Below are 20,666 nucleotides of genomic sequence, written 5' to 3'. Positions count from 1 at the left end.
TTCATAATAATATTAAACTGAGTTTATTTTCGTATCTAAAAAATGTGCATCTTGATCGATGCCGCTTATTCAATAGGCAGTATTTCAGTCCCGAAACGGAAAACTTGCCGGTGATTGATGGAGAGCAGGTGACAGATCATGGCCGTCGCAATTTGAAAAAATTAGCCGAATACGCCGCTAAAGCAACAACTTAGGCTGTAGAGCGTCAACCTACGGCATTAAGGTCAATGGGAGGGATGATTTTTTAATCAATACGTTTACGAATTTTCATGCGAATATATGTGCGAAATATCTTGAACCTCAAAAATTCAGAAATAAATCTTTGAAAACAATGTGCTGAATATTCATCCATCAAGCTGGCATGCAGATTGCTTCGTACTTCCCGTGAATTCAAACCGATAAAAATCAAAAAAGGGGATCGCATGCGTAGCTTCAAGACAAACCTAAAGAACGGCCTGACCGGTATCGCTTTCATATTGCTGGCCACCTCCGCACATGCAGCGGAGGGCAACGCCGTCAAAATGGTGCCCGATGCCGTTGTCGCCAAACTGCCGGGCGTCGTGTTCGACAAGGCGCTGGCGGACCGCCTTCCACCTGCGATCAAGGACAAGAAAGTGCTCAGGGTGGCAACCGATCTGACGCCGCCTATCAGCTTTCAAGCGGAAGACGGCAAACTGATCGGGATCGATGCCGATATCGCCGCAGCACTTGGCGTCATTCTCGGCGTCGATGTTCAGATGACCAATGTCGGTGCAGGTGCAGCAATCGTACCCGCTGTCCTCTCCAAGCGTTTCGACATGACCATTTCCGGCATCAATGACGATGTGGAGCTGGAAAAGCAGGTCGATGTGATCGACTATATGTTTGATGCCACGACAATCATGACCATCAAGGGCAATCCGCTCGGCATCAAAAGCATGGAAGATCTTTGCGGCAAGAAGGTTGCCGTGCCGGTCGGCACGTTCCAGGCACGTATGGTGGAAGCCGCATCGGCAAAATGCGGGACACCCATGAACATTATGTCGATCCCCAAAATGCCTGACGTCTTGCAGGCCGTGCGCACCGGCCGTGCCGATGCAACAGTCAATGGTTATGCAACGAGCGTCTATACAACCGAAAACCAGACCGGCAAGGGTGTTGGCCTTCAAGCACTCCCAGATGTTCGTCTCGCCGTCGGCTATCTCGGCATTCTGGTATCGAAGGACAATCCGGACCTGCGCGATACGGTCATCGCCTCGCTTCAGCATATGGTCGATACCGGTACCTACAAAGCGATCATGGAGAAATGGGGTCTTGGCCCACTGGCCGTGACGACCGTGAAATTCAACGACGCCGCCAGCATGCCGGTGTATTGAGCCATGGCCCTATTCGCTCAACCCGTCAGCATCGCCACCGCCCCACCGCTCGGCAAGCCGATACGGTGGGGGCAGATCACATCCGGTACCAGCGCGATCCTCGCGCTGGCTCTCTTCATCCTCACCATCGCACGCAATCAGACTGTCCAATGGGGCGAAATCCCACGTTACATGGTCGACCCGGTTATCCTCGACGGCGTCATTCTGACGTTGCAACTGACGGCCGGCGCCATGGTGTTCGGCATCGCTTTCGGCTGCATCGTCGCCGTCATGGCCACAAGCCAGAATATCGTTCTGAAAGCGATGGCTGTCGCCTTCGTGTGGTGTTTTCGCGGCGTACCGCTCATCGTCCAGATTTTCTTCTGGTTCAACATCGCGCTGTTCATTCCGCAAGTGGGCATTGGTGCCTATTCCATATCGATCAACGAACTCGTCACCCCTGCCCTTGCAGGCTTTCTGGCACTTGGCCTGCATGAAGCCGCCAATATGAGTGAAATCATCCGTGGTGGATTGACCGCCGTGGATCGTGGCCAGCGCGAGGCCGCCTCGTCACTGGGTTTGCGACCGCTCCAGACCCTCCGAACCGTGGTTCTCCCACAGGCCGTCCGCCTCATTGTTCCTCCGACTGGCAACCAGGCCATCGGCATGCTGAAGGCAAGCGCCATCGTTTCCGTCATCGGTATGCAGGACCTACTGACCCAGGCGCAGGCCATCTACGCGCGCAACTTCCTTGTCATCGAGCTGCTGTGTGTCGCCTCGCTCTGGTACCTCCTCATCACGTCAATCGCATCCGTCGGCCAGCATTTTCTGGAGAAGCGCCTCGCACCGAAAGGCCGTGACGCCGGTGCACAGAAAGACAACACACGTCGCGCCTGACGCGACGCAAACTCAACCATCAATCAAATGGAAATGCCGTTGCAGCAAATCCGACCAGGAAACATCGAGGAGCAGATCATGAAATTAGGCATCGACGGACAGAAACTGCCCGAAGCGAAAAAACGCGGACCACTCAAGAGCCTCGAACACGTCAAGGAAATCGGTCTCGGCGGCATCTTCTTCAGCACGATCCTCGACATGAGCGAAACATTGGACAAGGGCGAACTCGCTGATATCAGAGCCAAGGCCGACGAACTTGGCCTTTATCTCGAAGCGGGCGTTGGCAAGATCAACCCCTATTGCAGCGCCGAGGCCCCGGAGTTCCGCGCGATCGGCGGTGGCGATGTCATCCTCGGTTTCACCCGCATGATTGAAGCGAGTGCGGCCATCGGTTGCCGTGAATTGTGGGTATCGCCGGGAAATTTCAAATCGGAATATCGCGGACGGCTGGCCAATGACCGGTTCCGTACCGATGTGACCTGGGACGAGCAGTTGATGGGTATCGAAAAGGTACTACTAAAGCTCGCACTCGTTGCGCGCGCAAACGGCGTTCATCTCAATATGGAAACCCATGACGAGATCACCTCGTTTGAAATCCTGCGGCTGATTGAAAAGGTCGGTGAAGACTGCATGGGTGTCGTGTTCGATACGGCAAACGGCCTGCAACGGGCTGAGCATCCGGTTTTTGCCGCAAAAAGGGTCGCCCCCTATGTGCGCCAGACCCACATCAAGGATGCCTATGTCGGACATGCCACCGGTGGCCTCGATTTCCAGACTCGCCCGGTTGGTCGCGGCATTGTGGATTTCGCTGAAATCATCCCCGTCCTCGCCAAGGCCAATCCCAACCTGAACCTCTCTCTTGAAGTTGCGGCCTCCGTCGAAGACAAGCCGCGCAAGGCCAATCCTCGTCAGTGCATCGAGATCAACGACCCCATCTGGCGCGCAGGCCACCCTGATCTGACGCCGGAGGAACTGGAAGCCTATCTCGGATTGGTTGATACCTTCGAGAAACGTGTGGCCGCTGGAGACATCCCTGATTGGGAGACCTATGAGTCCAGCCAGTACGGCTACCCGACCTATGAGCAGCAGTCCTATGGTTTCAACGAAGCGGTGACCTTCATAAAGAATTCTGCACGCCACATTGAAGAGGTTTGCCGCGACAATGGAATTTTACTCTCGACGCCAAAGCGGCAGGCGGCCTGAGGATCGCGCATTCCATCGAGAACATGTGTCATCAACTTTAAAAACCATGGGACGAACTGGATTTTTACGATCAAGCGCATATACGCAGAAATATTCCCATGAAAATAATCATATCGCTTGATCCGATCTGGAGACGACAATGAAGACCACAAGGCGACGTCTAAGCGCCAAGACCGCACCTAAGGCCAGCAGCCCCGTGGAGACGGCAGAAACCGCCAATGACGACGTAACAGAGCGCATTCGCAACACACTGGCAGCAGCAATTGGTGAGGGTGCGCTGAAGCCAGGCGTCAAGATTCTCGAGGACGCAATCGCCGATCATTTCGGTGTCAGCCGCACCGTCGTACGCGGCGCGCTGGGCGTTCTGGAGAGCGACCATCTGCTCGATCGCAAAAAGAACCGTGGTACTTTCGTGGCAGAGCCAGGCATCGAGGAAGCAAAAGCCTTGTTCGAAGCACGTCGCAAGCTAGAACATGTCATCCTTGAACTCGTCATGGACCGCGCCACCATCGATCAACTGGATGCGCTGGAAAAACTGACCGACGAAGAAGAGCACATCCATCACCATGGCGACGAAAAGTCGAAGACGGTTCTATCCGGCAAGTTCCATGTCGTGCTGGCGGAGCTTGGTGGCAATGCCGTTATGACAGAGATGCTCTCCAAAATCGTCGCTCGGCTTTCCCTCGTCATGTCCCTCTACGAGGAGGAGCGGAAGGACGATTGCGGTGCAGATCATCATCGCTTGATCGTCACCGCTTTGAAGGCGAAAGACCTAGCGAAGGCGCAGCAATTGATGGACCATCACCTCGCCGACATTGAGGGTAGAGTTCGGCTAACCGAGGGACAGGGCGATCGGCATACGTTTCTGGCTGTGCTGGAGAACTTTTCCTGATAACCGCCTTAAATCAATACAATCTAACTACACCTGATTGGAAGCTAACCGGCTTGATCATCTAATATGGCGGATTTTATCCTGCGTAAGTGGACTTAAGGTCAAACGGAAAAATGGATCAAACTCACACGAAAACTCACAATGGTTCGCTCAAGATACTGAAGTTGCAAAAACCGGATACGGCGAGATACAGATCGAAGCCACGCCGTTTCCAGGCTTTAAATTCGAGTTGCGATAGACGGCTCGCTTAATGGTGACTGGCATGTCGCGCACTTGTTGGCGAGGCCCGTATTAGGTCAACGCCGGAAGCGTGTATGAGACAACGTCACGCTCGGTGATCCGGCCGTGACTCGGTATCGCCATCAACACGTCCCGAAAACCAATTTGCCAAAAGCGCGCCAGAAATGTTGTGCCACACGCTGAATATGGCGCTTGGAACCGCCGCAAGAGGCGAGAAATAAGCAGTTGCGAGCGCCGCACCCAGACCGGAATTCTGCATCCCGACTTCGATGGCGATCGCCTTACGCTTTGCAAGCGAAAGCCCTGTAGCCTTAGCCGCGAAATAGCCGAGCAGATAACCAAGGCCATTGTGCAAAACGACGACTGCAAAGATCATCAGGCCGGACTGGGCGATCGCGCCTTTCGATGCACCAACAACCGCCGAAACGATGAGCACGATGCCGATGACGCTAACCAGCGGCAGCGCAGGAACCGCTGCCTTGACCACGCCGGGTAGCACCTTCTGCAAAGCAGCACCCAAAGCTAACGGCACCAGCACCACCTTAACGATGCTCAGGAACATCGCCCAGCCATCGACCGGCAGGAACTGGCTGGCAAATATCCATACCAGGAACGGCGTCACCAGCGGTGCTGCAAGTGTCGTCACCGAGGTGCAGGCGACCGACAGGGCGACATCGCCTTTCGATAGATACGTCATGACATTGGAAGAGGTACCGCCCGGGCAGCAACCGACCAGAATGACGCCAGCCGCGACCTCTGGAGGCATTGGGATAATCCGTGTCAGCAACACGGCCAGCAAAGGCATAATGAGGAATTGGCCTAGCACGCCGATGGTGACGTCGAATGGACGCTTCACAACTTCGCGGAAATCATCCACGGACAGGGTGAGACCCATTCCGAACATGATGATCGACAAGAGCGTTACGATCCAGGGCGCGATCTGCTTGAAGGTGTCAGGGAAAAAGAAACCGAGGACCGCAAAAAGAATGACCCAGGCGGCGAATGTCTTGCCGACAAACGTCGAGATGGTTGCCACTGTTTTCATATCCTCACTCCCTAATTCCAGAATAGTCGCGAGGTCTAAATGGCAGGGCTGAAGTGTCAAGGTCATGCACAGCCTTCTACGGTCCTGCGGTAAGTCAGCGGTGCCTAAAACACAGACATTTGCGCACTCTCCGGCAAACTTCATGTCACGAAAGACCGATTTTTATAGTAAAGACAGACCGCCTCCCCTAAGTTGAAGGTCTTGGCGCGTGCTGCGTGCGCCACGGGTTCCTTCCCGAAATTGACGGAGACTTCGATCAACCTCTCACAAGGGAGCGAGACCCCATGTCTTCAGAAACAAGACCCGGTCGCATCCAATCCACTCTGCGCCATTTCCTCGACAAAGAGGCATCTGGTGGCATCGTCCTCATGGTCGTCGCAGTTTTGGCGATCATCACCGCCAACTCACCGCTGGCGAAAACCTACTTTGACCTCCTTCACATCTACATCGGGCCACTCAACCTGCAACACTGGATCAACGACGCGCTGATGGCCGTCTTCTTCCTGCTCGTCGGGCTGGAAATCAAACGAGAAATGCTGGACGGCCAGCTTTCGACCTGGAGCCGACGTATCCTTCCAGGCGCAGCCGCCGCGGGTGGAATGCTGTTTCCTGCGCTGTTCTATGTCTATTTCAACTGGAATGATCCGGCGGCGTTACGCGGATGGGCCATTCCAACCGCGACTGATATCGCTTTTGCACTTGGTGTTCTATCGCTTCTGGGCAGCCGGGTTCCGGCCTCGCTCAAGATATTTCTGGCAGCCCTTGCGATCATCGACGATCTTGGCGCAGTCATCGTCATCGCAATCTTCTACACAGCCGACCTTAATATCTTGGCCCTTGCGGGCGCGGGCATCGTGGTCGGCAATCTGATCATCTTCAACCGGATGGGCGTCAAGGCGCTCTGGCCTTACCTTGTGCTGGGTGCGGTGCTTTGGGTTCTCGTGTTTGCTTCTGGCGTTCACGCGACATTGGCCGGTGTTATTCTGGCACTGACAATCCCACTGAAGCTGACACCCGGCACGCCGGAGGCCGCCCATGACGAATCTCCTCTGCACAGGCTCGAGCACCTGCTCCACAAGCCCGCTGCTTTCGTGGTCGTACCAATATTCGGTTTTGCCAATGCCGGCGTATCGTTTTCAGGTATTTCCATGTCGGTCTTTTCCGAGCACCTGACGATGGGTATCGCCGCCGGCCTGTTGCTTGGCAAACTGGTCGGCGTCCTCGGCACGGTGGCTCTTCTGGTGAAGCTTGGTGCTGCAGATCTTCCCGCCCAGGCAAGCTGGGGACAAGTGGCGGGCACGGCGCTGCTGTGCGGCATCGGCTTTACGATGAGCCTGTTTATCGGCCTTTTGGCATTTGACGATCCGGGCGTTCAGGATCGTGTGAAGATCGGCATTCTCTTAGGCTCGATTCTGTCGGGTGTGCTGGGGGCTACTGTGCTTTTGATATCCGGACGGCGTAGAGCAAAGCCATAGGCATTTCGGCATCCCGGCTGGCCATGCAGACGATTTTTGCGTCGCGTCAGGGCGCTCGATACGGGGTTATTGCGCGATTTTGATGCTGTGGGCAACGTCCCTTACCCGCTGCCTGTCGCTCTCGAGTGTCAATGCCAGTTCGGCACGCGCAAGGGCTTCCTTGGAGTGTCGAACGGCATTGTCCCGAAAGCGGGACTGATCAAAGCGTGCAAGAATGCCAAACGCCTTCTGAAGACGAAGACAGACTTCAACGAGGGCTGCACCGTCGCGTGCAATCGGCGTGAACAGGTCATCGAAAATGTCGTCAAGAAGGATTGGCGGAACGTAAACGTTGTCAAACTCGATTTCATCGTGCGATGAAGGGTCTACCGGCTCATTCCAGACCGCCAAAACGCGCAGCGAGCGGTTGATGACATCAATGGCAGTGCCTGGATCGTTCACCGCCGGAGACAAGGCGCGAGACGCGATTTCTGATAGAACCGACGCGCCGAACCGCGGATCCTGGTCGTAAGAGCGGGTATCATCGACCGAAAAGCATGTCCTGATGGCACCAAGGGTCTGTTCGAGGTCATCACTTTCGATACCCTCGACTGATGCGATCGGGCTGGTCGGATCGATCAGTTGTCCTGAGATCATCCGCACGAAAATCCGTGCCTTAGCATCTTTGCCAATGCGCGACAGCGCGGCGATATCGAGGTGCTGGATATAACCGATTCTGTCGATAAATACATTGATTGCAGAGGTTGGAATGTCCTCGGTATCGGCCAATTTATGGCCCCGAAGATAGGGGCGCTGGCGTCGCGAGCGCATAGCTTCGATTGTCACCTTTTCGACCCGCTCCGTGGTCTCCGTGACGCGACCAAGACGTGAGAGATGGTCGATCCAGCGCAAGAGCGTCCCGACGATCAGCACGATAACAGCGATCGTGACGATAAACAGCACGACCCGACCACGATCGCCATAGGCACCGGTGCTCAGCGCAATGATGCCGACAAGGCTGAATAGGAACGAACCGACAAAGGTCGCCAGCACATTTTGCGTCGTGCTGTCTTCCATCACCAGCTTTGTCGCACGCGGCGTCACATTGGTGGTGGCTGCCGAATAGGCGGACACCATTGTGCTGAGAGAGAATGTCGTGACCGTCAGCATGCTCGAAGCAATGATGCCAAGGATATTGTCAACGGCGTCAGCGCCGATTTGGGTCGGTAGGTCACTCGGAATATAGGGACTGACAAAGATGGCAACCAAGGCGGTGGCGACGGCCAGAATGGAAAACAATGTCGCGCGGAACCAGATGCGGCGCGCGACTTTTGCAAAAAACCAGCCCCAGCGTGATGTCATTAGAATTCCATATTCAAAGAATGCAGGGTGTCGATTAACACGATGCTTTCCTGATCAGCAATGCGTGCAATTCGCGCTCACGTTCACAGATCGACAAGCCGTAAAAGGCGGAGTCCCTCTCATAGGCTAATTTCATCACCTGGCGGTGGTCTGCTTATGCTTGGAGCACATTACCATTTTGAATGTTTCGATGACCACCACTCTGACGCCAGGCCTTGAGAAAAGTGGTCATCGAATTTGGATCCATTGGCGCGGTTCAAGCCAAGGTGAAGATCAGCCCCGACAAGGCGAAGCCCAATAGACCAACCAAAGTCTGCATCACCGTCCATGTCTTGAACGTCGTTTTAATATCCATGTTGAAAAACCGGCCAACAAGCCAGAAGCCGGAATCGTTCACATGGGAGAGCATAACAGAGCCCGATGCGACTGCTATCACGATAGCAGCCAGTTCAATGCCTTGGTAACCAGCAGCCTGGACCGCAGGTTGGATAAGTCCGGCGGCGGCGATGAGAGCCACAGTCGCCGAACCCTGCGCAACGCGTAGCGCCGTAGCGATCAAAAAGCCCGCAACAAACACGGGCATCCCGATATCTGCCAGTGCGCTCGAAAGCGCGTTACCAATTCCAGAGGCGCGAAGGACACCACCAAACATGCCACCCGCCCCGGTGATCAAGATTACCGAGCAGACAGGGCCAAGAGCGGACTCCACGATGCGTTCAACCTTCAGGGGATCTCGACCACGCATTGGGCCTAGCACGACGCCAGCGACCAAAACCGATATCAAAAGTGCGATCGGCGTCGAACCAATGGCCCGAAGCAGCTGGAACCAGGCAGCGTCTTTGCTGACCCATTCTTGGGCGCGCGCAAAATCCAGCCCGGTGTTCATGAAGATCAACAACAAAGGCAGAAGCAAAAGCGCGACCACCAAACCGGCGCTCGGTAAGGACACGTCGCCTTCCACCGAATTTTCCTCAGAGACATTGTCTGGAATAGGTAGAAAGATACGCTTCCCGATCCATTGTCCAAAAAAATGGCCAGCAACGATCCATGTGGGAATAGCGACAATCAGCCCAACGATAATCAGCAAGCCGACATCAGCACCCAATAGCTCAGATGCTGCAACTGGTCCTGGATGCGGTGGTACAAAAACGTGCATGCAGGAAAACGCAGTTGCGACCGGTATGCCGTAAAGCAGCAGGCTACCACCGAGACGGCGACCAACCGTAAACATCACCGGAAGCATGACGACCAGGCCTGCGTCAAAGAAGATCGGAAAGCCGAAAAAGAGAGACGCAATTCCCAAAGCCATTGGCGCGCGTTGCTCTCCGAAACGCCGAATAAGGTCATCGGCCAGAGCCTGCGCGCCACCGGACACTTCCAATAGCCTGCCAAGCATCGCACCAAGCCCAACGAGAAGCGCCACGCCACCGAGCGTGGAGCCGAAGGCCGTCGTGAGCGTGTTCATGATGTTCGCCGTCGGAATGCCCGTAACAAGCGCAGTCAAAAAACTGACCAGAATGAGTGCCACAAAGGCGTGAACACGAAATTTGATGATGAGCAATAACAGAAGCGCCACCGCGCCCACTGCTATGGAAATCAAGGTACCCGCAGACAATGTCTGTTCGAATTCCGGCAAATGAATACTCCTTTTCTACGGACGCTGACTTTCGCCGCCTGCTTCAAACAGTCGTTTGTAGCTAAATGTTTGAGTTCACAGAGAACCAGTTCGGTCCTCTTATGAAGAAGCAGCCGCTCGGCTTCAACGCGAGACGATGATTTGCCAGTAACATTACTGAGTGTTGCGCTTTTTAGGGCATGCCCATGCTTTTGATAGGGGTCGAACGCCCGCCCGCTTCGTTTCAGTGACGATATTTGTATATTTTTTTGATTCCACCCAAATACTTGTTCTTCGTATTGGCCGGTGCGGAGCCGTAAGCGGATGTACCATGTTTGGGACGGGGATGGAAAAGCCGTCATGGAATACGGGCAGGCTCATCTGCGGGTTGAATTTTCTTCTTCTGCGGCGGCTGCAGGCGTAATCTGATTCACAACAATCACGGTCATCACAGCTAAATTTGGTTTTTTGACAGAGGCTATCTTTATGATTGCAAAACTTCGCAACCACCATCATGAGCCATGAAGCCGGGGACCTCCTCTTCGAAGAATTTCGAGAAGGACGCAATCCGGGGCGGTAGCGCTTGATAGGGTGGATAATAGAGCGTCAGCCACAGGTCCGGGGGTGTCCATTCCGCCAAAATGTGGACGAGTTTTCCCGATCTCAGATGCCCGGAAACGTGAAATTTTGGAAGTAATGCCACGCCTTTGCCTTCCACTGCCATGCTCGCGAGCACCTCGCCGCTATTGGCACTGAACGCTCTGCCGGCTGAGATGCTGGCGCTTCCATTGCCATCGGAAAGTGCCCATTTCTCCCTCCTGCTTTCCCCGCTATAGGCGAGGCAATCGTCCGGCGTCAGTTCACTTGGATGCTGTATATCCGCAAACCGGCTTCCCGGAGCCGCAACCAGAATACGCTTTACCACGCTAATTTTACGCCAGATCGTGAACTTGTCCGATGGTGCCGCCGAGATGCGGATCGCCAGATCGAAATCGTCATCGATGATGTTGACCAGACCATCACCGAGGGACACTTCGAAGCTGATCTTTGGGTTACGCTCCCGGAACACGGACAGGATCGGCGGCAGGACCTGCTGGCCGAACCATGTGGGCGCGCTGATCCGCAGGCGGCCGTGGTCGGCTTTGTGGGTGTTCATCACGTCTTTTCGGGCATTTTCCAACACCTCAAAGGCAGGCTGTATCTGCGCCGCATAGATTGCGCCGTCGGTTGTCAAAGAAACCTGCCGCGTCGTGCGCACGAAGAGCTGAACGCCGAGATCGTCCTCAAGTGCAGCGATTGCCCGAGTCACCGCCGCAGGCGTCATATCCAGTTCGCGCGCGACCTGCGCGAAATTGCGTTTCTCCGCAGCCATCAAAAAGGTTCGCAACGCCTTATAGTCGTTCATCTATTATTTCACCTAACGCAATTCATTGACAATTATTATTGCAATTCTTCCGCGTGATCAACTGGTTTAAATTTCAAATCACACCAGACAACGAACTCAGAAAAGGAAGGCCAGCAGCACGATGTCACTTTCAGACAATCGGTCGGCATAACCTTCAAGACTTAACTCCTCCCCTCCTCCATTCCCTTAGTCAACACATCGAAGGAAAGACGACAATGTCCAACAAGCTTCAGGTTCTAACGCCCCAGAACAGCCAGATCATCTTCATCGACCAGCAGCCACAAATGGCCTTCGGCGTGCAATCCATCGACCGGCAGGTATTGAAGAACAATGTCGTAGGCCTTGCCAAGGCCGCTAAGATTTTCAACATTCCGACTACGATCACGACTGTCGAAACAGACAGCTTCTCGGGCAACACGTTCCCGGAATTGCTGGCTGTCGTGCCAGACAATGACATTCTCGAACGCACTTCGATGAATTCCTGGGATGACCAGAACGTCCGCGATGCGCTTGCCAAGAATGCCGCAAACGGTCGTAAAAAGGTCGTCGTCGCCGGTCTTTGGACGGAAGTCTGCAACACGACCTTCGCGCTCTCCTGCATGAACGACACGGATTATGAAATCTACATGGTTGCGGACGCCTCCGGCGGCACCTCTGTGGATGCGCACAAATATGCCATGGATCGCATGGTTCAGGCGGGTGTTGTCCCCGTCACCTGGCAGCAGGTACTTCTGGAATGGCAGCGCGATTGGGCACGCAAGGAAACATACGATGCCGTCACGACCTTGGTCAAAGAGCATTCCGGCGCTTACGGCATGGGCATCGATTACGCCGTGACCCACGTCCACGGCGGTGCCGAGCGCGTCAGCCACGGCAAGCGCATCGGCCCGAACCCGGCCGCCATCTGATTTGAAGCTGCCCCGCCTGAATTGTCGGGCGGGGCCGTCATTTTGGAAAAGGAACGCTTCGATGAAAATCTACCTGCTCTCACTTGCCGTCGGCCTCCTCGTCGGAGTTATTTACGGCCTTCTCAACGTCCGCTCACCCGCCCCGCCCGTCATCGCTCTCGTCGGTCTTCTTGGCATTCTCGTTGGCGAGCAGATCGTGCCGCTGGCAAAGACGATCTGGAACAAGGAGCCAGCAGCAGTCTCGTGGCTCAACCATATCAAGCCGCACATGTTCGGCCACATGCCCAAGGGCGGGCAGACCACTGTCGATCTTGCGGCCTCCAGACAAGACGCGCCTGAAGGTAAAGGCTGATGACGACGCGCCGCACATTCCTGGGTGCGGCTTCCAGCCTCGCCTTGTCCAATATCTTCTCGCCGGCCAAAGCCGCGGATCCAAACAAGACCGGAGCAGACACCATGCATCCCGATATCATCCTTCACAATGGTCGCGTCACGACGCTGGATCGTGCCAACCCCAATGCGACGGCCATAGCCATCAAAGACGGTCTCTTTAACGAAGTGGGCAGCGATGACGATGTCATGGCACTTGCCGGACCGGACACGAAGATCATCGACCTCAAAGGCAAACGCGTCCTGCCGGGCCTAATAGACAACCATACCCACGTCGTGCGCGGCGGGTTGAACTTCAACATGGAACTACGGTGGGATGGCGTTCGCTCGCTGGCCGATGCAATGGATATGCTGAAGCGACAGGTGGCAAACACCCCTGCCCCGCAATGGGTACGCGTGGTTGGTGGTTTCACCGAACACCAGTTTGCGGAAAAGCGCTTGCCGACAATCGAAGAAATTAACGCGATTGCGCCGGACACGCCGGTGTTCCTGCTGCACCTTTATGACCGGGCGCTTCTCAATGGTGCCGCCCTTCGCGCCGTTGGTTACACGCGTGATACGCCCAACCCGCCGGGCGGCGAGATCACCCGCGATCTCAACGGAAATCCGACAGGGCTGCTGCTGGCCAAGCCGAATGCGGGCATTCTCTATTCCACGCTGGCCAAGGGTCCTAAGCTGCCGCTGGACTATCAGGTCAATTCCACGCGCCATTTCATGCGGGAACTGAACCGGCTGGGCATTACCGGCGTCATCGATGCGGGTGGTGGTTTCCAGAATTATCCGGATGATTACGAAGTCATCCAGAAACTTTCCGACGAAAACCAGATGACGGTTCGTCTGGCCTATAATCTCTTCACGCAAAAGCCGAAGGAAGAGAAAGAGGATTTTCTCAAATGGACATCCTCGGTCAAATACAAGCAGGGCAACGATTACTTCCGCCACAATGGCGCAGGCGAAATGCTGGTGTTTTCCGCAGCCGATTTCGAAGATTTCCGCCAGGCGAGGCCTGAAATGGCCCCGGAGATGGAGGGCGAGCTGGAAGAGGTGGTGCGGGTTCTGGCAGAAAATCGCTGGCCATGGCGCCTGCACGCCACCTATGACGAAACAATCACGCGCGCGCTGGACGTCTTCGAAAAGGTCAATAAGGACATACCGCTTGAAGGCCTGAACTGGTTCTTCGACCATGCAGAGACGATTTCGGATCGCTCCATCGACCGGATCGCGGCGCTCGGCGGCGGCATCGCAACCCAGCATCGCATGGCCTATCAGGGCGAATATTTCGCCGAGCGCTATGGCCACGGTGTTGCCGAAGCAACGCCTCCGATCCGCAAAATGCTGGACAAGGGCGTCCATGTCTCAGCCGGTACAGATGCGACCCGCGTCGCCTCCTATAATCCATGGGTGTCGCTGTCGTGGATGGTAACGGGCAAAACAGTCGGTGGCATGCAGCTTTATCCGCGCGCAAACTGCCTGGACCGGGAAACCGCGCTGCGCATGTGGACGGAAAAGGTCACATGGTTTTCCAATGAGGAGGGTAAGAAGGGTCGCATCGAAAAGGGCCAGTTCGCCGATCTCGTCGTGCCGGACAAGGACTTCTTCTCCTGCGCTGAAGACGAAATCTCGTTCCTGACATCGGACCTCACTATGGTCGGAGGCAAGATCGTCTACGGTTCGGGTGACTTCAAGGCGCTGGATGAAAACGACGTGCCGCCAGCCATGCCGGATTGGTCCCCGGTTCGAAAGTTCGGCGGTTATGCCGCCTGGGGCGAACCGGAAGGTGCCGGTCAACGGTCGCTGCGCCGCACGGCCATAACCTCCTGCGGCTGCGCGAGTGATTGCGGCGTTCACGGCCATGATCATGCAGGTGCATGGACGTCGAAACTGCCGATTGCCGATCTCAAGGGCTTCTTCGGGGCGCTGGGTTGCTCGTGCTGGGCGGTGTGATCGCTCCTGCTCAGGCGAACGGGTCTTGCCGCCCGTTCGCTCTCATAATTACAAAAAATGCAATTAAATCGAAACTATTGATGCAATTGTTAGCGGCAAGTTTTCGGCCCAAGATCGCTCCATCGCAAGACGACAACCCTTCAAACCGGGCCAACCTGCAGGAGCAGCCATGACCTACCAAACACCTACCACCAATCGACTGAAAAGAGGTCTGGAGGGCATTATCGCAACACCAGCGGCGCGTACCGTTGCGCTGCTCGCGCTCTGCGCCGCCTATATTCAGGGTCCGCTGACCAAAATCTTCGATTTCAACGGTGCCATGGCCGAGATGGACCATTTTGGCCTGCATCCAGCCGCCGTCTTCGCATTCGTCGTCATCATTTTTGAGCTGACGGCGTCTGCCATGGTGATATCAGGCGTTCTGCGCTGGGCAGGAGCATTAGCACTTGCGGGCTTCACGCTAATGGCCACTTTCATCGCGTTCCGGTTCTGGGACATGGATCCCGGCATGGACCGCATGATGGCAACCAACGCTTTCTTCGAACATCTCGGCCTTGCCGGTGCGTTCGTCTTCGTTGCCGCCTCCGACCTCGCCAAGGGAGCGAAGTGATGACGGCTCGCACATCCACAGGCGGGAGCTTTGCCCCGCTGCGCCAGCCTGTTTTTGCAGTCCTTTGGGCAGCAACCGTTCTGGGCAACACCGGCAGTTTCATGCGCGATGTCGCCAGTTCCTGGCTGATGACCGATCTTTCCGCAGCGCCCGCAGCGGTGGCTCTTGTGCAGGCCGCCGGTACGTTGCCGATCTTCCTTCTGGCAATCCCGGCAGGCGTGCTCTCCGATATTCTTGATCGCCGCAAGTTCCTTATCGCCATCCAGCTTCTGCTTGCCAGCGTCAGCATATCGCTGATGACGCTGGCCTATCTCGGCATGCTGTCGATCAGCGCATTGATCGGTCTCACATTTCTGGGCGGCATCGGCGCAGCCCTGATGGGGCCGACATGGCAGGCCATCGTTCCCGAACTGGTGCCGCGTGAAGATGTGAAAGGCGCGGTTGCGCTCAACTCGCTTGGCATCAACATTGCCCGGTCGATAGGCCCTGCGGCGGGTGGTCTACTGCTTGCGGCTTTCGGAGCTGCTGTCACCTATGGCGCTGATGTTGCCAGCTATATCCTGGTCATAGCGGCGCTGATCTGGTGGCCACGTGCCAAAAATGCGGACGACGCTTTGTCCGAAGGTTTCTTCGGCGCCTTCCGCGCAGGCCTGAGATATACCCGTGCCAGCAAACCGCTGCATGTGGTGCTGCTGCGCGCCGCGATTTTCTTCGCCTTTGCCAGCGCGGTCTGGGCACTCCTGCCCCTCGTCGCCCGCCAGCTTCTCGGCGGTGATGCCAGCTTCTACGGGCTTCTGCTCGGATCGGTCGGTGCGGGTGCCATTGGCGGTGCGTTGGTGATGCCTAAACTACGCGAGCGTTTTGATTCCAATGGCCTGCTTCTCGGCTCTGCCATCGTGACAGCCCTCGTCATGGGCTTTCTTTCTCTGGCCCCACCTCAATGGCTAGCCATCGTCATCCTGCTGTTTCTCGGAGCATCCTGGATCACGGCGCTGACGACCCTGAATGGTGCAGCGCAGGCCGTTCTGCCCAACTGGGTCAGAGGCCGTGGACTTGCGGTTTATCTAACAGTCTTCAATGGTGCGATGACGGCGGGCAGCCTTGGATGGGGTGCCGTCGGTGAAGCCGTTGGCGTCTCGTCAACGCTGCTCATCGGAGCAGCCGGACTAATGGTTGCGGGCTTCATCATGCACCGCGTGAAGCTTCCCGCAGGCGATGCGGATCTGGTATCCTCCAACCATTGGCCGGAGCCGCTGGTTGCCGAGCCTGTCGCACATGATCGCGGCCCGGTTCTGATCCTGATCGACTACCATGTAGAGAAGCACAACCGCACCAAGTTCCTGCATGCGCTCGATGAGATGTCATCCGAACGACGTCGCGATGGTGCATATGGTTGGGGCGTTACAGAAGACTCCGCCGACCCCGAGAAGATCACCGAATGGTTCATGGTGGAATCCTGGGCAGAGCATTTGCGTCAGCACAAGCGCGTGTCCAATGCGGACGCGGATGTTCAGAGCAAGGTCATCGCATTCCATACCGGTCCGGAAAAGCCCGTGGTTCGGCACCTTCTGACAATCAACAAACCGGGCAAAACGACATGATAGAATTATTGCAATTATCGAAATATATTCGAGACTTTTGTTGCAATTGTTAGCCGTTCGTTTTCGACGCATTCTTAGACAAACGTATTGCACACGAAACCACTTCAAACGAACAGGGAGCCATCATGGCCAACGACAGTTTTACTCTGAGCCGCCGTGATGCACTTCTTGTCGGCGCTGCCATGACTGCGGGAGTGCTGCTTCCAACCCGCCCAGTCCATGCTGCACCGATTGCCACAAACCCAAATCCAACCACAGGAGACACGACAATGGGCTTCGTTAAAACCACAGACGGCACCGATATCTTCTATAAGGACTGGGGTCCGAAGGACGCACAGCCAATCGTATTCCATCACGGCTGGCCCTTGTCTTCCGACGACTGGGACGCGCAGATGCTGTTCTTCCTCGCAAACGGCTACCGCGTGGTTGCCCACGATCGTCGCGGCCATGGTCGCTCTTCCCAGGTCTCCGATGGCCATGATATGGACCATTACGCTTCCGACGCGTTCGCCGTTGTCGAAGCATTGAACCTGAAGAACGCCGTTCACATCGGCCATTCCACAGGCGGCGGCGAAGTTGCCCGCTACGTCGCAAAGTACGGCCAGCCTGCCGGTCGTGTCGCGAAGGCCGTCCTCGTGTCCGCCGTCCCACCGCTGATGCTGAAAACAGAAGCCAACCCTGAAGGCCTGCCGATGGACGTCTTCGATGGCTTCCGCTCAGCCACTGCTGCCAACCGCGCGCAATTCTTCCGCGATGTCGCTGCCGGTCCATTCTACGGCTTCAACCGTGAAGGCGCGACCGTTCATGAAGGTGTGATCCAAAATTGGTGGCGTCAGGGCATGATGGGCAGCGCAAAGGCTCATTATGATGGCATCAAGGCGTTCTCGGAAACCGACCAGACGGAAGACCTGAAGACGATCACCGTGCCAACGCTGGTTCTTCATGGCGAAGACGACCAGATCGTGCCAATTGCGGATGCGGCTCACAAGGCCATCAAGTTGCTGAAGAACGGCACGATCAAGACCTATCTCGGTCTCCCGCACGGCATGCTGACCACCAATGCCGACGTACTGAACGCCGACCTGCTGGCCTTCATCAAGGCATAAGCCAACTCAACATGATGCCGACGGCCAAGTGTCGTCGGCATCATCAGCCTAGTGGCGATTGCGCGAGCGCCACTCGTCCGGCGTAACACCTACGGAATGCGTGAAATTTTCAATGAAGGTCGGCTGGTCGCTGAAACCACAGGCCTCTGCAACCTGATCGATGCTCTCGCCAGTCTTGGTGAGGTAGGCTTTTGCTCTGGCAATTCGGCTGGCCAACAGCCACTCGCTAATGGCATGACCCGTCGTTTCCTCAAAGCCGGAGGATAGCTCTTCCACCGAAAAGCCGCTGGCCACGGAAATGTCCTCAACGCCGATGTCGCGGGAAAGATTGGTATTAATATAGGTCTTGATCCGCTTTTCCTGCATGGAGGTGAGCTGACCGGATGCCGAAAGACGTTGGGCGGGAGACCGGCCGTATTTATGGGCAAGATGGGCGATGAAGGCAAGACCGATGTGGGGAACGAGCGTATCCCTCATCTCATCCGGCATGTCAAACATGGGCATAAGCGCTGCGCCCATATTGCGAATCACCTGATCACGCAAACCGCGACAGGTCAGGAAATCATCGATCCGAGGCTCGCCTGCTTCCTCGGTCAGTTCGTCAAGATGCGAAAACGGAACATGGAAGGCGAGCACATCCAGCCGACCATTGATGGAAATCGCCGCACCCTGTTTCAGACTCACGAGACAGATGGAGGCCTTGCGATAGATCTTGATCGGTTCCAACCGCTCGTCCGACCCGATATCGGAATGCTGGGCATCCTCAAGATAGAGCATGACGAGGAATGCGTTATCAGGCTCCAGAATGACGCGGCTGTTGCCATGCTCATAACATTGCTGAAGATGCACAACGGTGAGTTGGGCATCCCGTAAAGGCCTGATGACCAATGCTCTTGCCGCTTTTACACCAAAGCTCGCTGCAATTTTTTCACTGACTGCCAACCATTCACTCACATTTGTATCGTTCTTGCATAAACTACGTTGCGGGCCTGATTGCGGATCATCTATCGCAGTTTTCTACACATTATTTGTCAGGCTATCTTGTATAAAAGCATTCTTGTAGAGTGGTTACAGTCAGTAAACTGATTGCAATTCTGAACCCATTTCGCCCTTAACGGACGCCGCTGCTGCAATCAAAAGGAAGGTGGGTTTCATGAGTGCCGCTCCAGACGATAAAGGCCTCCCCATCCCCGGCAAAACCTCCGACAAGTTCGGCTGCACGTTGACGCAACTGTCGATCAACCAAAGCCTGTCATCCTCGAACATAGACATTTTCCGCAAGGCGACGCAGTCCACCGCGCTTGATCAGGTGAAGACTTTCGGCAGCAATCAGGGCTTTGTGGTTGGGGTGTCATTGCGCACCGGTCATCAGCGGCGGATCTTTCACGAGAACCATGCAACCAACCATGATTTTTCCGAAAACGCGATCTACATCCGCGACCTCTCCGACAATTACAAAGCCGATCTCAGCACGCCTTTCGATTTCATGCTGTTTCAGATTTCGCCCTCTTCCCTTGCAAAGATTGCGGAAGATGCGGATGTGGGTGGCGTAACTCTGCTGACGACAGAAACGGCATGCAAAGACATCGTCCTTGCCAACCTAGCCCGCGCCCTGCTTCCCGCGCTTCAGCGTCCAGAAGAGGCGAATGCTTTGTTCGTTGACCAGATGACGACGGCTATCGGCACCTATCTGGTTCAGCGTTACGGTGGAAAGACCGTCCCTGCCGTCAGCAAGGCGCGAACATTGTCTCGCGCGCATCTGGAGATGGCAAAATCGATCCTTCTCGAACATGTCGAAGGCCAAGTGTCGATCGCCGATGTGGCCGAAGCCTGCAACCTGTCGCGCGGCTATTTCATTCGCGCCTTCCGGGAAGCAACTGGCCTGACGCCCTATCAGTGGCTCCTGAACCAACGTATCGATCGCGCCCGGCACATGATCAGCGCCACCAGCATTTCGCTCGCCGAAATTGCGGTAGCTTGCGGATTTGCGGACCAGAGCCACTTCACGCGGGTGTTTTCTGCTTTCATGGGGACAACTCCTGGGACTTGGCGACGAAACATATGACCTAGCTTCTCCGACAACATTTCGGCTGGTCTCGCATTTTCCGCACCGTGATATTGCCAAGACACCCGACCGTCAGCCGTCATCCTTGTATGTTGACGAAGACATAGCCACCATCATGTGATTGTTGGAGGTTCTGAATCCTCTGGCGCAGCGTTTCCGCGCCGCTGCCCAGACCGAAGTGGTGGCGCGGCTTGCGTCGTGTGAGATCGCCCCTCATGCGCACCGCAAACAACTCCTGGACACGTGTGGTGAGGAGTTTGGCATTCTTTATCTTGATTGTGGGAATTTTCGTAAAGTTTGGTTGCGGGGGCAGGATTTGAACCTGCGGCCTTCAGGTTATGAGCCTGACGAGCTACCGGGCTGCTCCACCCCGCGTTACCAGGTATTTGCTATTGCAAATACCGACACAGCAAACTCTTGGAGTTTGCGTCTCTACCCGACTTTTGCATAGCAAAATGTCGTCTTACTCAGCGTAAATCCCGAGGGGATTTATCGCGCCAGAGCAAACTCTTGGAGTTTGCGCCTCTACCGGCGCAAATCCCCTTGGATTTGTCGCCTCTACCCGACTTTTGCCGGAGGCAAAATGTCGTCTTTT

18 protein-coding genes and 1 tRNA gene are annotated in these 20,666 nt (G+C 55.6%); 13 read left to right on the top strand and 6 right to left on the bottom strand.

Annotation, left to right across the window (positions count from 1 at the left end):
* The 5 genes from DSM25558_RS29150 to DSM25558_RS26375 form a co-directional block, all read left to right on the top strand.
* The coding region (locus DSM25558_RS29150) for a hypothetical protein (RefSeq protein ID WP_210189145.1) at positions 1-194 on the top strand (194 nt) is incomplete at its 5' end.
* A 228-nt stretch (positions 195-422) separates the two neighbouring features.
* On the top strand, positions 423-1,355 hold the full coding sequence (locus DSM25558_RS26390; RefSeq protein WP_077107608.1) for an ABC transporter substrate-binding protein: 933 nt from the start codon (positions 423-425) through the stop codon (positions 1,353-1,355).
* A gap of 3 nt (positions 1,356-1,358) precedes the next feature.
* Positions 1,359-2,231 (top strand): amino acid ABC transporter permease, encoded by an 873-nt coding sequence (locus DSM25558_RS26385; RefSeq protein WP_077107607.1) that lies wholly within the window; start codon positions 1,359-1,361, stop codon positions 2,229-2,231.
* A 78-nt stretch (positions 2,232-2,309) separates the two neighbouring features.
* Positions 2,310-3,434, top strand: coding sequence for a sugar phosphate isomerase/epimerase family protein (locus DSM25558_RS26380; protein WP_077107610.1), 1,125 nt, complete (start codon positions 2,310-2,312; stop codon positions 3,432-3,434).
* A 139-nt stretch (positions 3,435-3,573) separates the two neighbouring features.
* A complete protein-coding gene (locus DSM25558_RS26375; RefSeq protein WP_077107606.1) occupies positions 3,574-4,326 on the top strand; it encodes a GntR family transcriptional regulator in 753 nt (250 codons plus the stop codon).
* Between the two features lie 325 nt (positions 4,327-4,651).
* On the opposite strand, the gene DSM25558_RS26370 is transcribed toward DSM25558_RS26375, so the two are convergent.
* Positions 4,652-5,611: a bile acid:sodium symporter family protein gene (locus DSM25558_RS26370; RefSeq protein WP_077107605.1), complete on the bottom strand. Its 960-nt coding sequence runs from the start codon at positions 5,609-5,611 to the stop codon at positions 4,652-4,654.
* A gap of 284 nt (positions 5,612-5,895) precedes the next feature.
* On the opposite strand from DSM25558_RS26370, the gene nhaA reads away from it, so the two are divergent.
* Positions 5,896-7,086, top strand: coding sequence for a Na+/H+ antiporter NhaA (gene nhaA, locus DSM25558_RS26365; RefSeq protein ID WP_077107604.1), 1,191 nt, complete (start codon positions 5,896-5,898; stop codon positions 7,084-7,086).
* A 66-nt stretch (positions 7,087-7,152) separates the two neighbouring features.
* Here the strand turns inward: nhaA and DSM25558_RS26360 are convergent, their stop codons facing one another.
* The 3 genes from DSM25558_RS26360 to DSM25558_RS26350 all read right to left on the bottom strand — a co-directional run bounded on the left by DSM25558_RS26360 (position 7,153) and on the right by DSM25558_RS26350 (position 11,447).
* Complete coding sequence (locus DSM25558_RS26360; RefSeq protein ID WP_077107603.1) at positions 7,153-8,427, bottom strand: DUF2254 domain-containing protein; 1,275 nt, start codon at positions 8,425-8,427, stop codon at positions 7,153-7,155.
* Between the two features lie 256 nt (positions 8,428-8,683).
* On the bottom strand, positions 8,684-10,063 hold the full coding sequence (locus DSM25558_RS26355) for a GntP family permease (protein ID WP_153366932.1): 1,380 nt from the start codon (positions 10,061-10,063) through the stop codon (positions 8,684-8,686).
* A 463-nt stretch (positions 10,064-10,526) separates the two neighbouring features.
* Complete coding sequence (locus DSM25558_RS26350; protein WP_077107601.1) at positions 10,527-11,447, bottom strand: LysR family transcriptional regulator; 921 nt, start codon at positions 11,445-11,447, stop codon at positions 10,527-10,529.
* Between the two features lie 215 nt (positions 11,448-11,662).
* Here DSM25558_RS26350 and DSM25558_RS26345 point away from each other — a divergent pair, with 215 nt between their 5' ends.
* The 6 genes from DSM25558_RS26345 to DSM25558_RS26320 all read left to right on the top strand — a co-directional run bounded on the left by DSM25558_RS26345 (position 11,663) and on the right by DSM25558_RS26320 (position 18,006).
* Positions 11,663-12,355 (top strand): hydrolase, encoded by a 693-nt coding sequence (locus tag DSM25558_RS26345; protein WP_077107600.1) that lies wholly within the window; start codon positions 11,663-11,665, stop codon positions 12,353-12,355.
* Positions 12,356-12,416: 61 nt separating this feature from the next.
* Entirely contained in the window at positions 12,417-12,707 is a 291-nt protein-coding gene (locus DSM25558_RS26340; RefSeq protein WP_077107599.1) for a XapX domain-containing protein, read from the top strand.
* Entirely contained in the window at positions 12,707-14,689 is a 1,983-nt protein-coding gene (locus DSM25558_RS26335) for an amidohydrolase (protein ID WP_077107598.1), read from the top strand. Before DSM25558_RS26340 ends, DSM25558_RS26335 begins: the two co-directional genes overlap by 1 nt.
* Before the next feature lie 169 nt (positions 14,690-14,858).
* On the top strand, positions 14,859-15,299 hold the full coding sequence (locus tag DSM25558_RS26330) for a DoxX family protein (RefSeq protein ID WP_077107597.1): 441 nt from the start codon (positions 14,859-14,861) through the stop codon (positions 15,297-15,299).
* On the top strand, positions 15,299-16,900 hold the full coding sequence (locus tag DSM25558_RS26325) for an MFS transporter (RefSeq protein WP_077107596.1): 1,602 nt from the start codon (positions 15,299-15,301) through the stop codon (positions 16,898-16,900). The genes DSM25558_RS26330 and DSM25558_RS26325 overlap by 1 nt, the downstream gene beginning before the upstream one ends.
* A gap of 269 nt (positions 16,901-17,169) precedes the next feature.
* Positions 17,170-18,006, top strand: a complete 837-nt coding sequence (locus tag DSM25558_RS26320; protein ID WP_305764698.1) for an alpha/beta fold hydrolase — start codon at positions 17,170-17,172, stop codon at positions 18,004-18,006.
* Between the two features lie 48 nt (positions 18,007-18,054).
* Here DSM25558_RS26320 and DSM25558_RS26315 read toward each other — a convergent pair whose 3' ends face one another.
* Positions 18,055-18,960, bottom strand: coding sequence for a helix-turn-helix transcriptional regulator (locus DSM25558_RS26315; protein ID WP_244554323.1), 906 nt, complete (start codon positions 18,958-18,960; stop codon positions 18,055-18,057).
* A gap of 277 nt (positions 18,961-19,237) precedes the next feature.
* Between DSM25558_RS26315 and DSM25558_RS26310 the strand changes: the two genes are divergently transcribed.
* The gene (locus tag DSM25558_RS26310) at positions 19,238-20,071 is read left to right on the top strand and encodes a helix-turn-helix domain-containing protein (RefSeq protein WP_077107609.1); all 834 of its coding nucleotides are present in this window, start codon (positions 19,238-19,240) and stop codon (positions 20,069-20,071) included.
* A 298-nt stretch (positions 20,072-20,369) separates the two neighbouring features.
* Here the strand turns inward: DSM25558_RS26310 and DSM25558_RS26305 are convergent.
* Positions 20,370-20,446: transfer RNA gene (locus DSM25558_RS26305), tRNA-Met, on the bottom strand.
* Positions 20,447-20,666: the final 220 nt, after the last annotated feature.

This window comes from Agrobacterium sp. DSM 25558, assembly GCF_900100825.1.
Taxonomy (GTDB): Bacteria; Pseudomonadota; Alphaproteobacteria; order Rhizobiales; family Rhizobiaceae; genus Agrobacterium.
Note: the sequence above shows the minus strand (reverse complement) of the source record. Positions and strands in the feature narration are given on the sequence as shown.

Excerpts from the sequence above, each read along its gene's own strand:
- DSM25558_RS26350 (WP_077107601.1), bottom strand. The coding sequence starts at position 11,447 with ATGAACGACTATAAGGCGTTGCGAACCTTTTTGATGGCTGCGGAGAAA.
- DSM25558_RS26380 (WP_077107610.1), top strand. The coding sequence starts at position 2,310 with ATGAAATTAGGCATCGACGGACAGAAACTGCCCGAAGCGAAAAAACGC.
- DSM25558_RS26370 (WP_077107605.1), bottom strand. The coding sequence starts at position 5,611 with ATGAAAACAGTGGCAACCATCTCGACGTTTGTCGGCAAGACATTCGCC.
- DSM25558_RS26360 (WP_077107603.1), bottom strand. The coding sequence starts at position 8,427 with ATGACATCACGCTGGGGCTGGTTTTTTGCAAAAGTCGCGCGCCGCATC.
- DSM25558_RS26335 (WP_077107598.1), top strand. The coding sequence starts at position 12,707 with ATGACGACGCGCCGCACATTCCTGGGTGCGGCTTCCAGCCTCGCCTTG.
- DSM25558_RS26375 (WP_077107606.1), top strand. The coding sequence starts at position 3,574 with ATGAAGACCACAAGGCGACGTCTAAGCGCCAAGACCGCACCTAAGGCC.
- nhaA (WP_077107604.1), top strand. The coding sequence starts at position 5,896 with ATGTCTTCAGAAACAAGACCCGGTCGCATCCAATCCACTCTGCGCCAT.
- DSM25558_RS26325 (WP_077107596.1), top strand. The coding sequence starts at position 15,299 with ATGACGGCTCGCACATCCACAGGCGGGAGCTTTGCCCCGCTGCGCCAG.
- DSM25558_RS26330 (WP_077107597.1), top strand. The coding sequence starts at position 14,859 with ATGACCTACCAAACACCTACCACCAATCGACTGAAAAGAGGTCTGGAG.
- DSM25558_RS26390 (WP_077107608.1), top strand. The coding sequence starts at position 423 with ATGCGTAGCTTCAAGACAAACCTAAAGAACGGCCTGACCGGTATCGCT.
- DSM25558_RS26345 (WP_077107600.1), top strand. The coding sequence starts at position 11,663 with ATGTCCAACAAGCTTCAGGTTCTAACGCCCCAGAACAGCCAGATCATC.
- DSM25558_RS26385 (WP_077107607.1), top strand. The coding sequence starts at position 1,359 with ATGGCCCTATTCGCTCAACCCGTCAGCATCGCCACCGCCCCACCGCTC.
- DSM25558_RS26320 (WP_305764698.1), top strand. The coding sequence starts at position 17,170 with ATGGGCTTCGTTAAAACCACAGACGGCACCGATATCTTCTATAAGGAC.
- DSM25558_RS26340 (WP_077107599.1), top strand. The coding sequence starts at position 12,417 with ATGAAAATCTACCTGCTCTCACTTGCCGTCGGCCTCCTCGTCGGAGTT.